We start from the raw sequence: 20341 nt of genomic DNA, 5'->3' as shown, positions 1-20341 counted from the left end.
CCAGGGATACTGACTTAACATTTCAGTCAGACACCTAACTCAACAAAAAAGGGAAGCTTTGCTCCCCCTTTATAACCTGGAGCGGGAAAAGAGTCTCGAACTCTCGACCTCAACCTTGGCAAGGTTGCGCTCTACCAACTGAGCTATTCCCGCATTTTCCTGATACATCAGGTACTACTGAATCTGGAGCGGGAAAAGAGTCTCGAACTCTCGACCTCAACCTTGGCAAGGTTGCGCTCGACCAACTGAGCTATTCCCGCATTTTCCTGATACAGCAGGTACTACTGAATCTGGAGCGGGAAAGAGTCTCGAACTCTCGACCTCAACCTTGGCAAGGTTGCGCTCGACCAACTGAGCTATTCCCGCATTTTCCTGATACAGCAGGTACTACTGAATCTGGAGCGGGAAAGAGTCTCGAACTCTCGACCTCAACCTTGGCAAGGTTGCGCTCGACCAACTGAGCTATTCCCGCATTTTCCTGATACAGCAGGTACTACTGAATCTGGAGCGGGAAAAGAGTCTCGAACTCTCGACCTCAACCTTGGCAAGGTTGCGCTCTACCAACTGAGCTATTCCCGCATTTTTTTACTGCTTTTCGCTTGAAAACCTGGAGCGGGAAAAGAGTCTCGAACTCTCGACCTCAACCTTGGCAAGGTTGCGCTCTACCAACTGAGCTATTCCCGCATCAACGAAAGACCAGAATTATATAGGATATGCAGATTCTGTCAAGCCGCTACTCCATTTTTTCGGTCTCCTCTTTGATCATCGGCCAGGCTTTTTGTAAATAATATAGCATCGACCAAACAGTCAATACTGCAGCAACCAGCAGCAACCATGAACCGAATATTTTGGTGTCGACGATACCAAACAAAATATCATAATAAAGCAGCATCGGTATCGCCAGCATCTGCGCTGTCGTTTTGATTTTTCCCAGCGAATTAACCGCGACAGATTTCGAAGCGCCGATCAGTGCCATCCACTCACGCAATGCAGAAATGGTGATTTCACGTCCAATGATGACGAAGGCAATTACGGCATTCACGCGGTCCAACTGGACTAACACCAGCAACGCACCTGCGACCATCAACTTATCGGCAACAGGATCAAGAAAAGCTCCAAACGAAGAAGTCTGATTCCAGCGGCGCGCCAGAAAACCATCAAACCAGTCGGTCACTGCGGCAATGATAAAAACCAGCGTCGATGCCACGCCTTTTTGAAACAACGTTAACCAGGTATCCGGCAAATAAAAGACGCCGACAACCAAGGGAATCAGCGCAACGCGCAACCATGTCAGCAATATCGGGAAATTAAAAGGCATGACCTTGTCGATAAAAAATTTTTCTTAATTATATGGGGCTATCGCAATCGCTTGTAAATTTCTTCTGCCAGATGGCGGGATATACCTTCAACGCTGGCCAACTCTTCCACACTGGCGTCACTCACCCCCTTCAATCCGCCGAATCTGATCAATAATTTCTGACGTCGTTTTGGTCCCACACCTTCAATTTCATCCAGTTTCGATGTTTGTCTGGCTTTGTCGCGTTTTGCACGCATGCCTGTAATCGCAAAACGGTGAGCCTCATCGCGGATATGCGCGATCAGCATCAGCGCCGCAGATTCTTTGCCAAGTTCTTTTTCCGCGCGGCTATCTGCAAACACTAAGGTTTCGAGACCAACTTTCCTGCCTTCGCCTTTGGCAACACCAACAATCAAGCTGACATCCAGCCCCAGCTCAGCAAAAACCTGCCGGGCCATTTCGACCTGCCCTTTTCCACCGTCAACCAGCACAATATCGGGCATCCGGATATCGTCACCTTCTGCATTGACAATTTTTTCATAACGGCGCAAGAGCACCTGACGCATCGCTGCATAATCATCGCCAGGCGTAATGTCTTTGATGTTGTATCGCCGGTATTCGGCATTCTGCATTCCATGATGCTGATAGACGACGCAAGACGCCTGTGTTGCCTCGCCCTGGGTATGACTGATATCGAAGCACTCGATACGGAGCTGTTCAAGATCATCCGAATCCAGTTCAAGCACGGACGCCAGCGCTGCCGTTCTCGATTGTTGCGATCCCTGCTCGGACAATACTCTCGCCAAAGCAAGCTGGGCGCCTTTAACCGCCATTTCAAGCCAGATACGACGCTGTTCCTGAGGCTGGGATGTCAAATAAATTTTATGACCACATTGTTCCGTCAGAGCCATGATCAGGTCAGGCTCATCAAACTCAATATTCATCACCAGTGTGGACGGAATAAACTGATCGACATAATGTTGTGCAATGAATGCCGCCATCACTTCAGCTTCTATCGGCTGCTCTGCTGTCAATCGTGCGTCGTCGACATGCGCAGGGAAATAAGCTCTGTCCCCCAGATGGCGCCCGCCGCGTATCATGGCGAGATTTACACATGCTTTCCCGCCCTCAACTAACACCGCAATAATATCGATATCGGCATTACCGGTCGTTTCCATACTTTGCTGATGTAATACCTTGGAGAGTGCCGACATCTGGTTTCTGACCGCTGCAGCCTGTTCAAACCGGAGATCAGCCGCATAAGCCAGCATCTTTGCTTCCATGCTCTGCAAAACCTGGTCCTGCCGCCCACGCAAAAAATCTGCAGCATGGGCAATATCTTCCGCATAGTCATCCTTTGAAATCAGGTCGACACAAGGCGCGCTGCAACGTTGAATCTGATACAGAAGGCAGGGTCTGGTACGGTTGGCAAAAACGCTGTCCTCGCAAGTGCGCAGGAGAAAAACCTTCTGCAAAATCTGCATAGACTCTTTAACAGCCCACCCTGATGGAAAGGGTCCGAAATACTGATGCTTTTTATCGATGGCACCACGGTAATACACCATACGCGGTGTTTTTTCGGATGTTATTTTCAGATAAGGATACGATTTATCATCACGAAAAAGAATGTTGTAGCGCGGCTTTAATGCCTTGATCAGATTGTTTTCCAATATCAAGGCTTCCGCCTCACTCCGTGTGATGGTCGTCTCGAGACGAGCGATCTTGTCGACCATCATGGCAATGCGCGGACTGGAAAGAGTTTTCTGAAAATAACTGCTGACACGCTTTTTCAGGTCTCTGGCTTTGCCGACATAGAGAACCTGATCCTGGGTGTCGAAATAACGATAGACACCCGGCAAATGCGGTAATTGTGCTACGGTGTCCAGAACCTGCTGGCGTCCGTTATCTGTTGTGGAATCCTGCTCTGCGTTCATATCTGAGCTGAGCTTGTTTCGACGAGTGCAAAGGCGATCACATAATGCGCTTCATCGCTGAGCGTAATCAAGCCGCGCAAGCGATTCGCCGTCATCCATTGCTCCAGCGTCCCGCTGACTGCCACCTCCGGCTTACCCAATACCGAATTGAGCGTTTCCATATTGTGCCATGTCATGGGCGCCCGGATTCCGGTTCCGATAGCTTTTGAAAATGCCTCTTTTGCAGCAAATCGGGTTGCCAGATAACGGATCCCCTTTTCCTCGGCCAGTGCCATACGCTGATAAAACACGTTCAGTTCCCGCTGCCCCAAAATTTTCCGTGCAAAATGTTCACCATTTCGCATATAAACCTCTCTGATGCGCGATAACTGAACAATATCGGTACCAATCCCGTAAATCATCCGCTCAGCATCCTTTCAGCCTGCTGCGGATCAGACCGGCCTTGATATGCCTGACGGACTGATGCAGCCCATCAAACACTGCGCGTCGAAAAACCGGGTCACCGGTATAGACTGCTTCAATCCCGGGAATCGCAGCCGCCGCGTTGATCAACGACTCAGACTCAGCATGGACATGCATGAGCAGACCACACAAGATTGATTCTCTCTGCATTTCCTGCAGCTGCTGGAGTAATCCTTCATCAACATCCGCCAGCCTCTCAACAGGAGCTAAATGAATGCGGACACACGACGCACCTGCCTTTGCGCTGGCCTGCATCTGCCTGGCTGAACCATCAATCATCACCGTCGTGGCTATACCTATCGCCTTCAGTTGAGCAATACAGCTTTGCACAATATCAAAATGACGGCAGACATCGACCACATTTGGATTTCCCCGCTCATCCTGTTGACCAACCAGACAAATATGCGCTGGTTTGAGCGGCAATATTTTGTCCAGTATGATTGATTGTGGTTCAATACTGAACTGTAAAAAATGGCCGTATTCCTGTACATGCTGCGTCAAACTATCCAGTAAAAATGCATCTTTAGCCTGCAGGTAAACATTAATGCTGTCAGCGCCAGCCTCAGTCGCTGTCTGGCATATCTTTCGGAACATCCATACGCAATCATCTGTTCTGCGGGACCAATTCAACATGGAGTGCATGTTGATACCCAGATTAATCATCTGATGATAAGAGTGAATATTCATAGATTCTGCAAATCAATCAGTATCTGACGTGTATTTAAAGCGCTGCCCTGCAGGTGATGCCCCAATACATGACGCATCAGCATTTTGCTCTGAAACTGCGTGACAGGGTCGCTGTAATTATCACTTTTCATATCCAGCAATGTTTTTCCGGATACCGCCGGTAAAGTGTCGCTCGCACGTATGGGACGAACACCGGCATCAGGGTCCAACACATAATTCTGAACGGGGTCAACACTTTGCCTGGTCTGGGTGCAAAAAGTGAGATCGGCCAGCAATCCTGATTCACGCAATAAAATCAGCTCGAACTGCCGCAGTACAGCAGGCGCGGAAGTGTCATGCGCCAGTTGATTTAATGTTGATACATACTGGTCAAAAAGTGGTGTCTGCGGCTCGTCCCGGATCAGGAATTTAATCAGCAATTCATTCAGATAAAACCCGCAAAGCAGCGCTGAACGCTCCAGTGGACGCATTCCGCCAACCCAGTCAGCCGTGGTCAACACCCTGATTTCAGATTTCCCAGTCCATCCTACCTGCAATGGCTGGAAAGTCTGCAGTACGCTGCGTAGCTGCGAATGTGGTCGCTTGGCTCCTTTTGCGACCAGCGCGATACGGCCGTAATCACGGGTCAAAACATCCAGAATCAGGCTGGTTTCTTTATAAGGCCATGAGTGAAGAATAAAGGCTGGCTGATTTTGGACTCGTCTTTCACGCGAAAGGCTGGTGTGATTGCGCCGGTGATCAGAGGTGCGCTGTAACCGAAAATCAGAAAATGTTATCTCACCACCTGACGAGATGTTATCTTCTGATGCAGCAATCTGAGACTCATCTGCCATGTGCCGTTTTACTCATACCCGTAGGCGCGTAACCCAGCCTCGTTATCAGCCCATCCGGATTTGACCTTTACCCAGATCTCAAGATAAACAGGGCCTCCAAACAACTTCTCCATATCAATTCTGGACTGAGTGGAAATTTCCTTCAGACGGGCACCTTTATTTCCGATCACCATGGATTTATGTCCGTCCCGATCGACCAGAATCGCTACAAAAACACGGCGCAAATTACCTTCCTGTTCAAACTTTTCAATCAGTACCGTACTGGTGTACGGCAACTCATCGCCGACAAAGCGAAATAACTTTTCCCGCACGATTTCGGCAGCCAGAAATTTCTCACTGCGGTCGGTAATATCATCTTCGGCAAACATCGGCGGGTTTTGAGGTAAATGCTTGCGAATTTCGCCTTCCAGATTGTCCAGCTGAAAGCGCAGCGTTGCAGACACCGGCACCACGGCGGTAAAGGGGAAAAGCGCTGCCACCTTTTGTGCAAAAGGCATCATGATCGCTTTATCTTTCATACGATCCGATTTATTGATGACCAGAATGCAGGGGACATTTTTGGGCAGCAGGTCAAGTACCTGTTGATCCGGCGCTCCAAACGTGCCCGCTTCCACGATCAACAAGATGACGTCTGCCGCGGTCAGCGTGGTCGTCACCGTACGGTTTAAAGTGCGGTTCAGCGCATTTGCGTGGCGGGTCTGAAAACCAGGCGTATCGATATAAACGAATTGGGTATTGTCTTTGGTCTGAATCCCGGTAATACGGTGTCTGGTCGTCTGCGCCTTGCGGGAAGTAATGCTGACTTTCGCCCCAATCAGGGCATTCATTAATGTCGATTTACCGACATTCGGCCGGCCAACAATAGCAATATACCCACAACGAAACTCGGGATTGTCTGGTAATTCATTCATGGGGTCATCAGGCTGTTTTTGGATGTTGAGTGGAAGCAGGCTGATCAGCCGGGGTGATGCCTTCGATCGCTGAAGTATTGGAAGGCGCCCCATCACGCAACTCATGATCCGGACCTCCGGTCTGATTCGACTGCGGTGTGGCGATACCGGCTAGTTTCAGCTGGGCTGCGCGTGGCTTTGTTTTTCGTGAGGCAGGTGTCTTGGCTAATGCCACGACCGCGGTTTCAAGCGCCAGTTTAGCGGCCGCCTGTTCCCCGGCGCGACGGCTTCCTCCAGTACCAAATACCTGAATATCGAGTTTAGGAACCAGACATTCAATTTCAAATTCCTGACTATGGGCAGCACCACGCGTTGCGACGACATTGTACTGAGGCAGGGCAATTTTCTTACTCTGCAAAAATTCCTGCAGCAATGTCTTTGCATCTTTACCCAGAGTCGTCGGATCGACGACTGCCAGAACCGGTGCGTACAATGTACGTATCACTTCACGCGCTGCATCAAAACCGGCATCCAGAAATATTGCGCCAAAAAGCGCTTCCAAAGTATCTGCCAAAATAGAGGGACGGCGAAAGCCGCCTGATTTCAGTTCCCCTTCCCCCAAACGCAGAAACTGCGAGAGCTCAATCCGTTGAGCAATCTCATATAAAGACTGTTGTTTCACCAGATTCGCCCGGACACGTGACAAATCACCTTCATCGATGTCTGCAAAACTATCAAATAACAGGAAAGCAATGACACAATTCAGAATTGAATCGCCCAGAAACTCCAGACGCTCATTATGCGTACCGCTATGACTACGATGTGTGAGCGCCTGCTGCAATAAAGCGGGATTTAAAAACTGGTACCCCAGCCTTTTCTGCAATAACTGAAAATTCATACGTCTGTCTGCTATTCTGTTTTCTTGGGTGCGTAACCGTTTTTTGCTGTCGTACCTTCATACTCCAGCAATAAGCTTGCCGGCCCGAATAATGGAATTTTTTTCTGATAGGAAAAACTTACATCAATTTCACCGTCATTTCTGGTCACGATCAGATCTTTCCCTTCGATCGAGGTGATGTAGTTCACTTCTGCCTGTTTATCAAAAACCTTATGGATTTCAGCAACCGTTGTCCCGCCATTTTTTGCAGCGATAATCGCTTTTTTTATAGAGACATATTCAATCGCAGTAGGAACGACTTTCATCGCAACTATCGCCAGCAAAATCAAAACTCCCAAAGAAAAAATCAAACCAAACAAAGAAATGCCGCGCTGAGAATGTAATGAATGCTGTTGTTCAACCCACATTTTTTTCATATCGAACCCTGTCCGTTTTAATGAAAGCTGCCAATACGTTTGATATTACCCAGATTCATCCAGATAAAAAATGCCTTACCAACAATATTTTGATCAGGAACGAATCCCCAGTAACGGCTGTCCAGACTATTATCACGGTTATCGCCCATCATGAAATAATGTCCCTCAGGTACAACACATGAAAAACCTTCGTTGTCGTATGAGCAATTTTCCCGTTTAGGAAAATTAAATGGATCATTCACAAAGGCAGGAGCCCGATCGTCATTCAGTATCCTGTGTGAAACACCGTTAAGATTTTCAGTCAGTTGTCTGGAGTAATTCAGATGCTCTTCATCCAGGAAATCAGGCATCGTCTGATAAGACAAAGGCTGACCGTTAATCAGCAAGCGCTTGTTATGGTAAACCACCTTATCACCGGGAACGCCGACAACACGCTTAATGTAATCCACTGTCGGATCAACCGGATATTTGAATACCATAACATCGCCACGCTTTGGATTATTCAGCTCAATCACTTTTTTATTAATGACTGGCAGGCGAATCCCATATTCAAATTTATTAACCAGTATCAGATCACCCACATATAAGGTGGGTAGCATAGAGCTGGACGGGATTTTAAAAGGCTCATAAAGAAAAGAGCGAAGGAAAAAAACCAAGGCAATCACTGGAAAAAAGCTGCCTGAGTATTCTACCCAGACTGGCTGTCGCAAAATTTTTGCTTCCAGTTCAGCGCGATCGACCTCATCAATTTTAATACCATCTGATGCAAGCCTGGCCTGGCGTGCATCTAACTCTGCCAATGCCTTGTCTGCGGCGGCTCTGCGCTGCTTTGACAGAACAAACATATCGAGAAACCAGACAATACCTGTGCCGATAGTCAGGACAAATAAAATCAATGCAAAATTTCCCAGAATCGACTGAAAACTCATTTTTCATCCACTTGTAAAATTGCCAAAAATGCTTCTTGCGGAATTTCCACAGAACCAACTTGTTTCATGCGCTTTTTACCTGCTTTTTGCTTTTCAAGCAATTTTCGTTTACGACTGATATCCCCACCATAACATTTTGCAAGAACGTTCTTGCGCAAGGCTTTGACATTCTCACGGGAAATAATATTGGAGCCAATCGCTGCCTGAATCGCAACATCAAACATCTGTCGTGGAATCAGCTCACGCATCTTCGCAGCCACAGCGCGTCCGCGGAACTGGCTGTTGGCGCGATGTACAATAATCGCCAGCGCATCGACTTTTTCGCTGTTAATCAGCATGTCAACTTTTACCACGTCCGCAGCACGATTTTCCTTGAACTCGTAATCCATAGAAGCGTAGCCGCGCGACGTCGATTTGAGCCTGTCAAAGAAATCCAGAACAATTTCGGCCATCGGCATTTCATAGGTCAGTTTCACCTGACGTCCGTGATAACTCATGTCCATCTGCACACCACGCTTCTGGGTACAAAGGGTAATTACAGAACCGACGTATTCCTGCGGCATATAGAGATTAACGGTGACGATTGGTTCCCGAATCTCTTCAATCTTGGATGGATCGGGCATCTTGGAAGGATTATCGACCATAAGAATGGTGCCATCCGCCATCACTACCTCATAAACAACCGTCGGTGCGGTTGTAATGAGATCCATATCAAACTCACGCTCAAGACGTTCCTGCACGATCTCCATATGCAACAACCCGAGGAATCCACACCGAAAACCAAAGCCAAGCGCCTGCGACACTTCAGGCTCGTACATCAGTGCCGCATCGTTCAGTTTCAGTTTTTCAAGAGAATCTCTGAGCGCATCATACTGGTTCGCTTCTACAGGAAACAATCCGGCAAACACCTGCGGCTGAACCTCTTTAAAACCGGGCAGCGGCCTCGTTGCCGGGCGGTTTGCCACGGTAATGGTATCCCCCACTTTGGCGGCCTTCAGTTCTTTAATTCCGGCGATCACAAATCCGACCTGACCTGCCGTTAACTGATCGCGGGACAAAGATTTCGGTGTAAAAACACCGACCGACTCCACGAGATGTTGAGCCTCAGTCGCCATGAACAAGATTTTATCTTTAGGGCGCAGAGTACCATTCACAATACGAACCAGCATTACTACTCCGACATAATTATCGAACCATGAATCGATAATCAAAGCCTGCAATGGTGCCGTCGGATCGCCTTGCGGTGGCGGAACCTTTGCAATCAGGGATTCAAGCACATCTTCAACACCCAGCCCAGTTTTAGCAGAGCAGTGGACAGCATCGCTTGCATCAATGCCGATTACCTCTTCAATTTCTTTACAGGCATTCTCAGGATCGGCAGACGGTAAATCAATTTTATTCAATACGGGAACAACTTCCACTCCCAATTCGATAGCCGTGTAGCAGTTGGCAACCGTCTGAGCCTCCACCCCCTGTGATGCATCCACCACCAGCAAGGCGCCTTCACAGGCGGAGAGAGAACGACTGACTTCGTAACTGAAATCGACATGACCAGGAGTATCAATCAGATTCAGATTATAAATCTGGCCATCCCGCGCCTTGTAATGCAGCGCAGCAGTCTGCGCCTTGATGGTAATCCCACGCTCACGCTCGATATCCATAGAATCAAGAACCTGAGCTTCCATCTCACGATCAGACAGTCCGCCACACAGTTGAATAATCCGATCAGCCAGCGTTGATTTACCGTGATCGATATGGGCAATAATAGAAAAATTCCGGATGTTATTCATTGAAGTAACTAAAAATTACTGAAGCAGACAAACGCCAGCTAAAAAAAAGCGCTCAAGTCTGGGCAACGTTCCCCAGGCGAGCGCCTTCAGTTCGGGTTTTGCAAAACGCCATTTTACCGGATTTCAGGTAGTAACACGGAGAATTCCCTCTCAGTCCGGGCATTTACTACAAAAGAGGCAAGAATCCGGGAATTCCGGCCGATGGGGATTGAGGTAACGCCCACTTTTCATCGTACTCAATTTTCGCCAGATACAAACCATCAGGCATAAATGTTGGCGCGGCAACGCTACGATCCCTTCCAGCCAGGAGTTCAGCCATCCATTCAGGTGATCTTTTTCCCGTACCAACAAAAATGAGTGAACCCACAATATTTCTGACCATATGATGCAGAAAAGCACTGGCTCGCAGTGTAATCACGATGATCTCTGCCTGCTGACGGATTTGTATGGAATACATATGCTTCACAGGATTTTTTGCCTGACATTCTGCCGCCCGGAAGGCAGAAAAATCATGTTCACCCAGCAGATAATCAGCACCTGCTCGCATTTTTTCCACATCTAAAGGCCGGAATACCCAGCCAGCACGACCGATCAGTAAAGGAGACCTGATTTTGTCATTCAATAAAACGTAGTGGTACGTTCTTGCCCTTGCGCCAAATCGGGCATGAAATTGATCGCCATCAGGTGCAACAAGCTCCAGCTCCCTGGCCCAACGTACGGCAACAGTATCCGGCAAAAAAGCATTGACGCCATTTACCCATGAATAAGGGGTTCGGATTAAAGGAGTATCAAAATGAACAACCTGCTCAACACCATGCACTCCAGCGTCGGTACGGCCGGCACAAACAGTATTGACCTCGATATTACAAAACTGCCGCAGTGCTTTTTCAAGGGCATCCTGGACTGTGTTTCCGGAAGGTTGCTTTTGCCATCCTTGCCAGCCATTACCGTCATACTGCACGCCCAATACGATACGCTTCACAAACCGCCTCATTCATTTCAGCATAGAAAAACAAACGGGCGCAAGCAAACGCTGCGCCCGCGGAGCACTCAGACTACGACTCAAGCCATCTGAGACAACATAGATTCGGCTCTTGCCTTCTGGGACGCACTACCGCCCTTCATCACCTCGTCCAGCAACTCTCTGGCGCCTTCTTTATCACCAATTTCATGATAAGCAACGGCCAGATCCAGTTTGGTGGACATTTCCGCATTCTCGGTTTCCACGTCAGCAACCGCAGGCTCAATATGAACAAGCTGTTCTTCCTGAGCTTTACTCGGCTCCAACTCTAGATCAATGCCTGACAGATCAAACTCAAATGCAGACACACTATCTATGTTGCCCTGAGCTTCAGGTTCCGCCTTTTCTGCCGGCATCATTTCAAGAGCAAGCCCATCAGTCATCCCGGACACGCTTTCATCTGTGGGAGCAGAAACAGATGTAACGATTTGTTCTTTCTCGGAAGATAAATTGAAATCCAGCATATCCAAGTCGTCACTGACAGACTCGTCCGAAGCTACCTGTACAGCATCATGTGAAGGAGATGCTTGTTCAGCACTGGATTTATGATCGCCAAAATCAAAGTCGATGGTTCCAAAATCAACAACCGGAGCCTCCTCCTGGGCTGGCAGTAATGCTGCGGCAGGTGCAGATTCGGGAATAACAGGAACCTCGGATTCGTCCAAGCCAAGATCAAAGTCCAAATCAGCGGCACTGTCCAGATGCAGCGGAGCAGCCTCCTCGCCAACATGTCCATCACCATCAGTTAATGTTGGCGATTCAGGCTTCGATGCTGTATCAATGATACTTATCGCATCCAGCATATCCCGGGACAAAGAATTTGCCAGCAAGGCGTCTGGATCCAGATCTTCCAACGGTTGCGTCGTCACTCCCAACACAGAACCGACAGCCTCAGGCTTCGCCTGACCGCCAGCATAGAGTGGGTTACCGGGTTCAAGAACGATACCCATGGATGCCGCTTGTGCCCACTCCTCCCCCTCGCCACTGGTCATGCCATACAACTCACTGGCAAGGCGCTCAAAAGTTTTGGCATCTTTACGCGCAAAATAAATTTCCAGTAGTTTTACCCGGACTGCATGGCGATCTGGCTGGGTTCTCAACGCCTCCTTCAGAATTTCTTCGGCCTGAGAATCACGTCCATAAGCAATATAGACATCCGCTTCAGCAACCGGATCCACCTCGTTTGCATCCAGCTGACTGGCTGAGGGTGCAAAATTAGAATTGAAGACGCTGTTGTTAGTATCCACGCTCTGACCACCGGTTGAGCCAAACATGGAGTTTGCCTTCATACTGGATCCGGTCAGAATACTGTCTTCAAATTGCTGCATTTTTTTCTTGCGGTGATTTGCCCATAATCCGACCCCGCCCAATAAGGCAAGAATCAGGGCTCCACCGGGAACCAGAAAATCAGAGATGCTTTCAAAAAAGCCAGGCTCAGGTGGCGGCGGCGGGACAGGACGACGACGCGGTGGCTTCGAAGTATTAGCAGACGACGCGCTGACCGATGCTGAAATGGCAGATGGTGATGCTGTTGTTGCGCTGACAGCAGCGGAGGCATTGACCTGCTGTACAGAAGATACCGGAGCCGAGGCTGGAATTGCTGCCGCTTTTTCCTGCACAGCGCTGGCTGCCGCCAGTTTGGCATCCTGCTTGCCTTTCAGATTCAACTCAGCTTCTTTAGAAGCGAGATCTTTATTTTTTACCTCCAGCAAACGCTGAAGATCGCTAACATTTTTTTCTAGCTCTTTGACACGATTGCTGGCATCTGCTGTAGCCTTATTCTTTGCGAGCTTATCCTCTTCCGAGACTCCCTTGCCATTCGTACCTGCTGTTGAAGCTGCGGCCTTCGAAAGTTTCAATTTATCAGGGGACTCAGCAGTCAGATTAGGTACTTCTTTCACCTTGGCTGAAATCGCACCACTTGCAGTTTGTTTGACGGATTGCGATTTTGCCGCCGGAGTATGTTCCACATAATCGGCTAGTTTATTTCTATAAGCGTTGAAATCAGCAGCATGGGCCATCACAACAGAATGAGCCTCAGAATTACTGGTAACCCGCACTGATTCTGTATCCGGAATCACCAGAATCTGTCCCGCTTTCAGGCGATTCATGTTGTTTCCGAGAAAAGCCTGTGGATTTGCACGATAAAGACTGACCAACATCTGATCCAGCGATATACCTTCTTTGCGATATGCGCCAGCAACCTTTCCTAGGGTATCGCCAGCCTTCACAGAGTATTCACCAACAGGCGGCTGAACGGAGGTTGCAGGTGTATTTTTTTTAATCTGCGCAGAGGTGTTGATAGCTCCTGCCGTTGTGACGTTCGCAGACGCGCGACCGCCAATACCGTCTGTCGTACCACCTGCCTGCGGTTTGCTATTGACTACGTTCGGACTGGATACCTGAGCAGACTGACTGTTTCTCAACTCGGCAGGATCAAGAAGGAAAGTGTATTCCCGCAGTAACTTGCCATTGGACGAATTCATCTCCAGCAACATATCGACAAAAGGCTCATTCATCGCCTGCGTCGAATTCACCTTGATCACGTAAGCCGCGCCGCGCGGTTCAATAGCGAACCTGAGGGACAATAATGCAGGATTAAAATCAATATTCGCCTGACGGAATGCTTCCGCTGATGCCAATTTCGGCACCAGTGAACCGACCTCATCTTTGTCCGGCGAAGTCAGTTCAATTTCTGCGCGTAAAGGCTGCCCGAGGGAAGAAAGTACCGTTAGCCGCCCCATCCCTGTCGCATGCGCGTTCGACACAAATAGTAAGGTCGAGGTGACGGCAACGCTCAAAGCTTTGCGCCCCAGAGAAATCACTGATGTTCTTTTTTGTTTAAGCATTTTTGTCAGATATATTGGGCATTTGGCGAACAAGGTCCGCTGGGATAAGCCATTTAGCTTGCCGCTAAAGCGTGATATTGTTCCAAGATAACATTACAAACTTAGCGGTGCAAGCTTAACTCTATTTCACCGTATGGTAAATACATTAAGATGCCAAGAAGCAAGCAAGTAGGGAATTCGTTGTTACCATTTAACAAGCAACACAAAATTACAAATAGAAACACTAAATCACTATAGTAAAAAAGGGAGGCAAGCCTCCCTTTTTTTAGCCCGTATCAGTCAATCAGTATTCGTAACATACGGCGCAATGGTTCAGCCGCACCCCATAACAATTGGTCTCCAACGGTAAATGCACCAACGTATTCAGACCCCATTGCCAGCTTGCGAATACGTCCAACCGGAATCGTCATCGTCCCGGTCACAGCAACGGGGGTCAGATCCCGGATACTGTCTTCGCGCGTATTCGGCACGACCTTCACCCACTCATTATCTGCTGCAATCATTGCCTCAATATCTGCAACGGGAACGTCTTTTTTGAGTTTAAAGGTTAATGCCTGACTGTGGCAACGCATAGCTCCAATGCGGATGCAAAATCCATCAACAGGAACAGCCGCTGTACCAAACCCTTCACCCTGCCCCAGAATTTTGTTGGTTTCCGCCATGCCTTTCCATTCTTCCTTAGACATGCCATTTCCCAAATCCTTATCAATCCAGGGAATCAGAGAGCCACCCAGCGGGACTCCGAAATTCGCAGTTTCTGCAGCATTCAATGAACGCTGTTTAGCAATCACCTTACGATCAATTTCAAGAATCGCGCTTTTCGGATCATCGAGCAGATTCTTAACTTCTGCGTTCAAAGTCCCGTATTGAGTCAACAACTCGCGCATATGCTGCGCTCCGCCACCGGAAGCAGCCTGATAAGTCTGGGTACTCATCCAATCAACCAGTCCGGCCTTATACAGCGCGCCAACCCCCATTAACATACAACTGACCGTACAATTGCCGCCGATCCAGTTTTTCTGGCCTTTGGCTAGTGCATTTTTAATCACGGGCAGGTTGACCGGATCCAGAACGATAACGGCATCGTCATTCATACGCAAACTGGAAGCAGCATCAATCCAGTGGCCATTCCAACCGGCAGCGCGCAATTTCGGGAAAACTTCATTCGTATAATCACCACCCTGGCAGGTCATAATGATGTCGCATTTTTTCAGCTCATCAATATTGTGTGCGTCCTTCAGTGTCTTTTCATTTTTCGCCATTACAGGGGCAGCGCCACCGGTATTCGATGTCGAAAAAAACACTGGTTCAATATGTGTAAAATCGTTTTCTTCCTGCATACGCTGCATCAGAACCGACCCCACCATGCCACGCCAACCTACCAAACCCACCAGTTTCATCATTTTTCCCTATAAATTGCAGGAGACTCCTGCCCGAACAAAATTCAATTTGCCAATGCGCTGACCACAGCCTGCCCGATTTCAGCAGTACCAACTTTTGTGGTACCAGCTTCGTAAATATCGGGAGTACGCAAACCTTGCACCAACACTTTTTTCACTGCGGCCTCAATACGGTCAGCCTGCTCAGTCTTCCCGAGAGAGTAACGCAACATCATTGCCGCCGACAAAATCGTTGCCAGTGGGTTCGCGACTCCTTTACCTGCGATATCAGGCGCGGAACCATGCGAAGGTTCATACAAACCTTTGTTATTCGCATCCAGCGATGCAGACGGCAACATCCCGATCGATCCGGTCAGCATCGATGCTTCATCAGACAAAATATCGCCAAACATATTTCCTGTGACGATTACATCAAATTTTTTCGGTGCACGTACCAGCTGCATTGCGGCATTATCAATATACATATGATCCAGCGCAACGTCCGGATACTCTTTGTGCACATCGGTCACAATATCCTTCCAGAACTGGAAAGTTTCCAGCACGTTTGCTTTATCCACGCTGGTTAAACGCTTACTGCGTTTTTGCGCGGTCTGAAACGCCACGTGAGCAATACGGCGAATTTCCGTCTCGGCATAACGCATCGTATCGAATGCTTCGCGTTCCCCTTTGAAAGGACCATCAGGGCACTCACGCATGCCACGAGGCTGACCAAAATAAATATCGCCTGTCAGTTCGCGGATAATCAGGATATCCAGCCCCGAAACAACTTCCGGTTTCAATGTCGATGCACCAGCCAATTCTGGATATAAGATTGCAGGGCGCAGGTTAGCAAACAACTTCAGGTTTTTACGCAACCCCAGAATTGCCTGCTCCGGACGTAATGCACGCTCCAGCGTATCGTACTTCCAGTCACCGACAGCACCGAACAAAATAGCGTCAGCATCCTGCGCCAGCTTTAACGTTGCGTCCGGCAACGGATGACCCGATGCCTCATAACCGGCGCCACCAACTGGCGCCGTTTCCATTTCAAATTTTTCGTCCAGTGCGTTCAGCACGTTCACTGCCTGAGTGACGATTTCAGGTCCTATGCCGTCACCGGGCAAAATCGCAATTTTCATATTCTTCGTTTTTTTAATAGCTTAAATCGTATTCGCAAGCCAGGGCTGGGCAGCAATATGCCGTTCTTCAAATGCACGGATCTTATCTGCCTGACGCAAGGTTAGTCCGATATCATCCAAGCCATTCAACAGGCAATATTTGCGGAATGGATCAATCTCAAATGGATAACTGACACTGGTGTTGCTTGTAGTAACGACCTGTTTTTCGAGATCAATAATCAGGTGAAAACCGGGGAAAGCCTTGATCTCATTAAACAGATGATCCACCTGGCTTTCAGTCAGAACGATCGGTAACACGCCATTTTTATAACAGTTATTGAAGAAAATATCAGCAAAACTTGGAGCGATGATTGCCCGAAAGCCGTACTGTTCCAGCGCCCACGGTGCGTGTTCGCGGGATGAGCCACAGCCGAAATTTTTACGTGCCAGTAATATGGATGCCCCTTGATAACGCGGCTGATTCAGTGCGAAATCAGGGTTTAACGGACGCCGACTATTGTCCATCCCCGGCTCACCATGATCCAGATAGCGCCACTCATCAAACAGATTAGGGCCAAATCCGGTGCGCTTGATGGATTTCAGAAACTGCTTGGGAATAATAGCGTCCGTATCCACGTTTGCCCTGTCCATTGGGGCAACCAGACCATTCAGTAAAGTGAATTTTTCCATGCCATGCTTTATTTTTTACCAGCGCCTTCAACCACTTCACCCGCTTTTTTCACATCCTTGCCAATACCTTGCACAGTATTACAAGCAGTCATTACCAGAGCGCAAATCAGGAGAGCAAAAATCTTTTTCATGTTAATTCCTTTTCTTTTACGAGTTTTACGACAGACGACGGACGTCAACAAAGTGCCCTTCAATACCAGCTGCAGCCGCCATTGCCGGAGAAACGAGATGCGTCCGCCCCCCCTGCCCCTGGCGACCTTCAAAATTACGATTCGATGTTGATGCACAACGCTCACCCGGTTCCAGGCGATCAGCATTCATAGCCAGGCACATCGAACAACCCGGTTCACGCCATTCGAAGCCGGCATCACGGAAAATCTTGTCCAGACCTTCGCGCTCGGCCTGCTCTTTAACGAGGCCAGAACCAGGCACCACCATCGCCAGCTTGATATTCGATGCGCGGAACTTGCCACGCACCACTGCTGCTGCTGCACGCAGATCTTCAATCCGGGAATTAGTACAGGAACCGATAAACACCTTATCAATACGGATATCCGAGATGGCCGTGTTCGGTTTCAGCGCCATATACGCCAACGCCTTTTCGATCGCATCACGTTTTACCGCATCTTTTTCCTGATCCGGATCAGGGATACGGTCGTCAATCGCCAGGACCATTTCCGGAGAGGTGCCCCATGTTACTTGCGGCTTGATTTCTGCTGCATTCAAAGTGACGACCATGTCGAATTTCGCACCTGCATCAGAATGCAGTGTTTTCCAGTATTCGACGGCGCGATCCCAGTGCGGCCCGACCGGCGAGAAAGGGCGTCCTTTCACGTAGTCGATTGTCGTCTGGTCAACAGCAACCATTCCGGCACGCGCACCTGCTTCAATCGCCATATTACAAATAGTCATGCGTCCTTCCATCGACAAACTGCGAATGGTGGAACCTGCAAATTCAATCGCATAACCTGTACCGCCAGCCGTGCCGATGCGGCCAATGACAGCCAGCACAACATCTTTTGCCGTCACACCCGCAGGCAATGCGCCATCGATCTGCACCAGCATGGATTTCGATTTCTTCGCAATCAGGGTCTGGGTCGCGAGAACATGCTCGACTTCGGAGGTACCGATACCATGCGCGAGACAGCCAAAAGCGCCATGGGTGGATGTATGTGAATCGCCGCACACTACCGTCATACCTGGCAATGTCGCCCCTTGCTCAGGTCCGATTACATGCACAATCCCCTGACGCTTATCCGCCATGCTGAAATAGGTCAACCCATAGTGTTTTGCATTTGCATCCAGCGTTTCTACCTGCAAACGGGAAACCGGATCATCAATACCATTCACACGATTCGTTGTCGGTACGTTGTGATCTGCCACCACCAGATTGGCAGAATGACGCCATGGCTGACGCCCTGCAATTTTGAGTCCTTCAAACGCTTGCGGACTGGTCACCTCATGTAGCAAATGACGGTCAATATACAAAATGGCGGTGCCATCATCTTCCGAGTGCACTACATGAGATTCCCATAATTTGTCGTAAAGCGTTTTAAGCATAATCTGAAGCCTGAAGATAAATCGTTAAGTCGGGTAAAACAGCTGTTTTTTGTATTTGATTATGCCACAGTTGTGCATTGCAGAACACGGGTACCGTCTTCGAAAAACCGAATCACTCAAGAGAAAAATAAAAAAAATGACGATCAAACCAAATTTTCAATCATTTAAATCAAAATTTTTTCGCAAAAACCCGATGATTATTCAGTCAATGCCAAAGTCCCACCGGACACAGAAATCATGGCTTTGCAAGTCAACGCAAGTCCATAAGATCAGATACTCCCCCCGAGTATCTGGCACACCTCAGTCTTTACAATGGGGATAGACTATTTTTCCTGAATACTCCCCCGACTTCCCCGAAACTAAGCAGAGTTTTGGAGAAACCCGGAATCTATCCTGCCAGTCAGTCGCCCGTGAACAGGTTTTGTGGCATGACGTCACTACACTGAGCACGGTGCCGTAATGCATGGTCCATCAACACCAGCGCCAGCATGGCCTCGGCAATCGGCGTCGCCCGGATGCCCACACAGGGATCATGCCGGCCAAAAGTTTCCACCACAACCGGATTTCCGTGAATATCAAGCGAGCGACGCGGCACACGAATCGAGGAAGTCGGCTTAATCGCGATGGACACCGTAATATCTTGCCCGGTTGAAATTCCACCCAGTACGCCGCCCGCATTATTTCCGACAAAGCCATGTGGCGTAATTTCATCACCGTGCACTGAACCACGCTGCGAGACCGATTCAAAACCAGCACCAATCTCAACGCCTTTCACTGCATTAATCCCCATCATCGCATAAGCAATATCGGCATCCAGTTTGTCGTAAATTGGCTGACCCAAGCCTGCCGGAACATTGCGGGCCAGCACCTGGATTCTGGCGCCAATCGAATCGCCATCCTTGCGCAAAGCATCCATATATGACTCCATGCGTTCCAGCAAAGCGGCATCAGCCGTCGGTGCGAAAAATGGATTCTGTGTCGTATGCTCCCAGCCCTGAAACGGAACCTGAATATCTCCCAGTTGCGTCATGCCGCCTGAAAATTCTGTCCCAAATTTTTGCTTCAGCCATTTTTTAGCAATGGCGGCGGCTCCGACCACTGGTGCAGTCAGCCTTGCAGATGAACGACCACCACCGCGAGGGTCGCGGATGCCATATTTACACCAGTATGTGAAATCAGCGTGCCCAGGCCTGAATGTATCGGTGATATTGCCGTAATCTTTACTGCGCTGATCCTGATTCCGGATCAGCAATGCGATCGGCGTTCCGGTTGTCTTCCCCTGGTATACCCCGGAAAGTATTTCGACCAGATCCGGCTCCTGCCTTTGCGTGACATGCCTGGAAGTTCCGGGTTTACGACGATCCAGCTCAGGCTGGATATCCGCCTCTGACAATTCCATCCCCGGGGGACAGCCATCAATCACACAACCGATCGCCGGCCCGTGGGACTCACCAAAAGTTGTCACTGTAAATAAAGTACCAAAAGTATTGCCAGACATAATATTTTGCAATAATGATTAAAAACGGAATTTAAATCATTTTAACAGAGCACCGGAACGGCGCCGGTGCCACTCTCGCCTGATACGTCG

Annotated in this window: 18 protein-coding genes, 6 tRNA genes and 1 pseudogene; all 25 read right to left on the bottom strand. The window is 48.8% G+C overall.

Annotation, left to right across the window (positions count from 1 at the left end; translation table 11 throughout):
- Positions 1-77: 77 nt before the first annotated feature.
- A tRNA-Gly gene (locus HV832_RS15580) sits at positions 78-153 on the bottom strand.
- A 31-nt stretch (positions 154-184) separates the two neighbouring features.
- Positions 185-260: transfer RNA gene (locus HV832_RS15575), tRNA-Gly, on the bottom strand.
- Between the two features lie 31 nt (positions 261-291).
- Positions 292-366, bottom strand: a tRNA-Gly gene (locus tag HV832_RS15570).
- A 31-nt stretch (positions 367-397) separates the two neighbouring features.
- Positions 398-472, bottom strand: a tRNA-Gly gene (locus HV832_RS15565).
- A 31-nt stretch (positions 473-503) separates the two neighbouring features.
- A tRNA-Gly gene (locus HV832_RS15560) sits at positions 504-579 on the bottom strand.
- 29 nt (positions 580-608) lie between these two features.
- Positions 609-684: transfer RNA gene (locus tag HV832_RS15555), tRNA-Gly, on the bottom strand.
- A gap of 49 nt (positions 685-733) precedes the next feature.
- Complete coding sequence (gene pgsA / locus HV832_RS15550; protein ID WP_176804774.1) at positions 734-1318, bottom strand: CDP-diacylglycerol--glycerol-3-phosphate 3-phosphatidyltransferase; 585 nt, start codon at positions 1316-1318, stop codon at positions 734-736.
- A gap of 38 nt (positions 1319-1356) precedes the next feature.
- Positions 1357-3231, bottom strand: coding sequence for an excinuclease ABC subunit UvrC (gene uvrC / locus HV832_RS15545; RefSeq protein ID WP_176804773.1), 1875 nt, complete (start codon positions 3229-3231; stop codon positions 1357-1359).
- Positions 3228-3632 (bottom strand): holo-ACP synthase, encoded by a 405-nt coding sequence (gene acpS / locus HV832_RS15540; RefSeq protein ID WP_176804772.1) that lies wholly within the window; start codon positions 3630-3632, stop codon positions 3228-3230. The genes uvrC and acpS overlap by 4 nt, the downstream gene beginning before the upstream one ends.
- A gap of 4 nt (positions 3633-3636) precedes the next feature.
- Positions 3637-4380, bottom strand: a complete 744-nt coding sequence (locus tag HV832_RS15535; RefSeq protein ID WP_176804771.1) for a pyridoxine 5'-phosphate synthase — start codon at positions 4378-4380, stop codon at positions 3637-3639.
- Positions 4377-5213, bottom strand: a complete 837-nt coding sequence (gene recO, locus HV832_RS15530; RefSeq protein ID WP_176804770.1) for a DNA repair protein RecO — start codon at positions 5211-5213, stop codon at positions 4377-4379. Before recO ends, HV832_RS15535 begins: the two co-directional genes overlap by 4 nt.
- A gap of 8 nt (positions 5214-5221) precedes the next feature.
- Positions 5222-6124 (bottom strand): GTPase Era, encoded by a 903-nt coding sequence (gene era / locus HV832_RS15525; RefSeq protein WP_176804769.1) that lies wholly within the window; start codon positions 6122-6124, stop codon positions 5222-5224.
- Positions 6125-6131: 7 nt separating this feature from the next.
- Positions 6132-7001 (bottom strand): ribonuclease III, encoded by an 870-nt coding sequence (gene rnc, locus HV832_RS15520; RefSeq protein ID WP_176804768.1) that lies wholly within the window; start codon positions 6999-7001, stop codon positions 6132-6134.
- Positions 7002-7012: 11 nt separating this feature from the next.
- Positions 7013-7417 (bottom strand): DUF4845 domain-containing protein, encoded by a 405-nt coding sequence (locus HV832_RS15515; RefSeq protein ID WP_223827328.1) that lies wholly within the window; start codon positions 7415-7417, stop codon positions 7013-7015.
- A gap of 17 nt (positions 7418-7434) precedes the next feature.
- Positions 7435-8346 carry a signal peptidase I gene (lepB, locus tag HV832_RS15510; protein WP_176804767.1) on the bottom strand — a complete coding sequence of 304 codons (912 nt, stop codon included), beginning with the start codon at positions 8344-8346 and terminating at the stop codon, positions 7435-7437.
- Positions 8343-10136 (bottom strand): translation elongation factor 4, encoded by a 1794-nt coding sequence (gene lepA / locus HV832_RS15505; RefSeq protein ID WP_176804766.1) that lies wholly within the window; start codon positions 10134-10136, stop codon positions 8343-8345. Before lepA ends, lepB begins: the two co-directional genes overlap by 4 nt.
- A gap of 166 nt (positions 10137-10302) precedes the next feature.
- A complete protein-coding gene (truA, locus tag HV832_RS15500) occupies positions 10303-11118 on the bottom strand; it encodes a tRNA pseudouridine(38-40) synthase TruA (RefSeq protein ID WP_317889338.1) in 816 nt (271 codons plus the stop codon).
- 80 nt (positions 11119-11198) lie between these two features.
- Positions 11199-13388, bottom strand: coding sequence for a motility hub landmark protein FimV (locus HV832_RS15495; RefSeq protein WP_342354547.1), 2190 nt, complete (start codon positions 13386-13388; stop codon positions 11199-11201).
- Positions 13389-13601: 213 nt separating this feature from the next.
- Positions 13602-13901 (bottom strand): annotated as a pseudogene (locus HV832_RS17620) (type IV pilus assembly protein FimV); the annotation flags it as partial.
- A 380-nt stretch (positions 13902-14281) separates the two neighbouring features.
- Positions 14282-15409 carry an aspartate-semialdehyde dehydrogenase gene (gene asd, locus HV832_RS15490; RefSeq protein ID WP_176804763.1) on the bottom strand — a complete coding sequence of 376 codons (1128 nt, stop codon included), beginning with the start codon at positions 15407-15409 and terminating at the stop codon, positions 14282-14284.
- 41 nt (positions 15410-15450) lie between these two features.
- Positions 15451-16524: a 3-isopropylmalate dehydrogenase gene (leuB, locus tag HV832_RS15485; protein WP_176804762.1), complete on the bottom strand. Its 1074-nt coding sequence runs from the start codon at positions 16522-16524 to the stop codon at positions 15451-15453.
- A gap of 21 nt (positions 16525-16545) precedes the next feature.
- Entirely contained in the window at positions 16546-17193 is a 648-nt protein-coding gene (gene leuD / locus HV832_RS15480) for a 3-isopropylmalate dehydratase small subunit (RefSeq protein WP_176804761.1), read from the bottom strand.
- Between the two features lie 8 nt (positions 17194-17201).
- Complete coding sequence (locus tag HV832_RS15475) at positions 17202-17324, bottom strand: entericidin A/B family lipoprotein (protein ID WP_176804760.1); 123 nt, start codon at positions 17322-17324, stop codon at positions 17202-17204.
- 25 nt (positions 17325-17349) lie between these two features.
- Positions 17350-18753 (bottom strand): 3-isopropylmalate dehydratase large subunit, encoded by a 1404-nt coding sequence (leuC, locus tag HV832_RS15470; RefSeq protein WP_176804759.1) that lies wholly within the window; start codon positions 18751-18753, stop codon positions 17350-17352.
- A 400-nt stretch (positions 18754-19153) separates the two neighbouring features.
- Positions 19154-20251 carry a chorismate synthase gene (gene aroC / locus HV832_RS15465; RefSeq protein WP_176804758.1) on the bottom strand — a complete coding sequence of 366 codons (1098 nt, stop codon included), beginning with the start codon at positions 20249-20251 and terminating at the stop codon, positions 19154-19156.
- Positions 20252-20341 lie beyond the last annotated feature (90 nt).

Origin of the sequence: Cognatundibacterium oligocarboniphilum, from assembly GCF_013377855.1 — a bacterium.
GTDB classification, from domain to species: Bacteria; Pseudomonadota; Gammaproteobacteria; order Burkholderiales; family Burkholderiaceae_D; genus Undibacterium; species Undibacterium oligocarboniphilum.
The sequence above is the reverse complement of the archived record's forward strand: the minus strand, read 5'-3'. Positions and strand labels throughout refer to the sequence as shown.

What these genes read in the sequence shown, in the direction of transcription:
- uvrC (WP_176804773.1), bottom strand. Translation starts at nt 3,231, where the DNA reads ATGAACGCAGAGCAGGATTCCACAACAGATAACGGACGCCAGCAGGTT.
- acpS (WP_176804772.1), bottom strand. Translation starts at nt 3,632, where the DNA reads ATGATTTACGGGATTGGTACCGATATTGTTCAGTTATCGCGCATCAGA.
- HV832_RS15515 (WP_223827328.1), bottom strand. Translation starts at nt 7,417, where the DNA reads ATGAAAAAAATGTGGGTTGAACAACAGCATTCATTACATTCTCAGCGC.
- lepB (WP_176804767.1), bottom strand. Translation starts at nt 8,346, where the DNA reads ATGAGTTTTCAGTCGATTCTGGGAAATTTTGCATTGATTTTATTTGTC.
- asd (WP_176804763.1), bottom strand. Translation starts at nt 15,409, where the DNA reads ATGATGAAACTGGTGGGTTTGGTAGGTTGGCGTGGCATGGTGGGGTCG.
- rnc (WP_176804768.1), bottom strand. Translation starts at nt 7,001, where the DNA reads ATGAATTTTCAGTTATTGCAGAAAAGGCTGGGGTACCAGTTTTTAAAT.
- pgsA (WP_176804774.1), bottom strand. Translation starts at nt 1,318, where the DNA reads ATGCCTTTTAATTTCCCGATATTGCTGACATGGTTGCGCGTTGCGCTG.
- leuD (WP_176804761.1), bottom strand. Translation starts at nt 17,193, where the DNA reads ATGGAAAAATTCACTTTACTGAATGGTCTGGTTGCCCCAATGGACAGG.
- leuC (WP_176804759.1), bottom strand. Translation starts at nt 18,753, where the DNA reads ATGCTTAAAACGCTTTACGACAAATTATGGGAATCTCATGTAGTGCAC.
- leuB (WP_176804762.1), bottom strand. Translation starts at nt 16,524, where the DNA reads ATGAAAATTGCGATTTTGCCCGGTGACGGCATAGGACCTGAAATCGTC.
- aroC (WP_176804758.1), bottom strand. Translation starts at nt 20,251, where the DNA reads ATGTCTGGCAATACTTTTGGTACTTTATTTACAGTGACAACTTTTGGT.
- era (WP_176804769.1), bottom strand. Translation starts at nt 6,124, where the DNA reads ATGAATGAATTACCAGACAATCCCGAGTTTCGTTGTGGGTATATTGCT.
- lepA (WP_176804766.1), bottom strand. Translation starts at nt 10,136, where the DNA reads ATGAATAACATCCGGAATTTTTCTATTATTGCCCATATCGATCACGGT.
- HV832_RS15535 (WP_176804771.1), bottom strand. Translation starts at nt 4,380, where the DNA reads ATGAATATTCACTCTTATCATCAGATGATTAATCTGGGTATCAACATG.
- HV832_RS15475 (WP_176804760.1), bottom strand. Translation starts at nt 17,324, where the DNA reads ATGAAAAAGATTTTTGCTCTCCTGATTTGCGCTCTGGTAATGACTGCT.
- recO (WP_176804770.1), bottom strand. Translation starts at nt 5,213, where the DNA reads ATGGCAGATGAGTCTCAGATTGCTGCATCAGAAGATAACATCTCGTCA.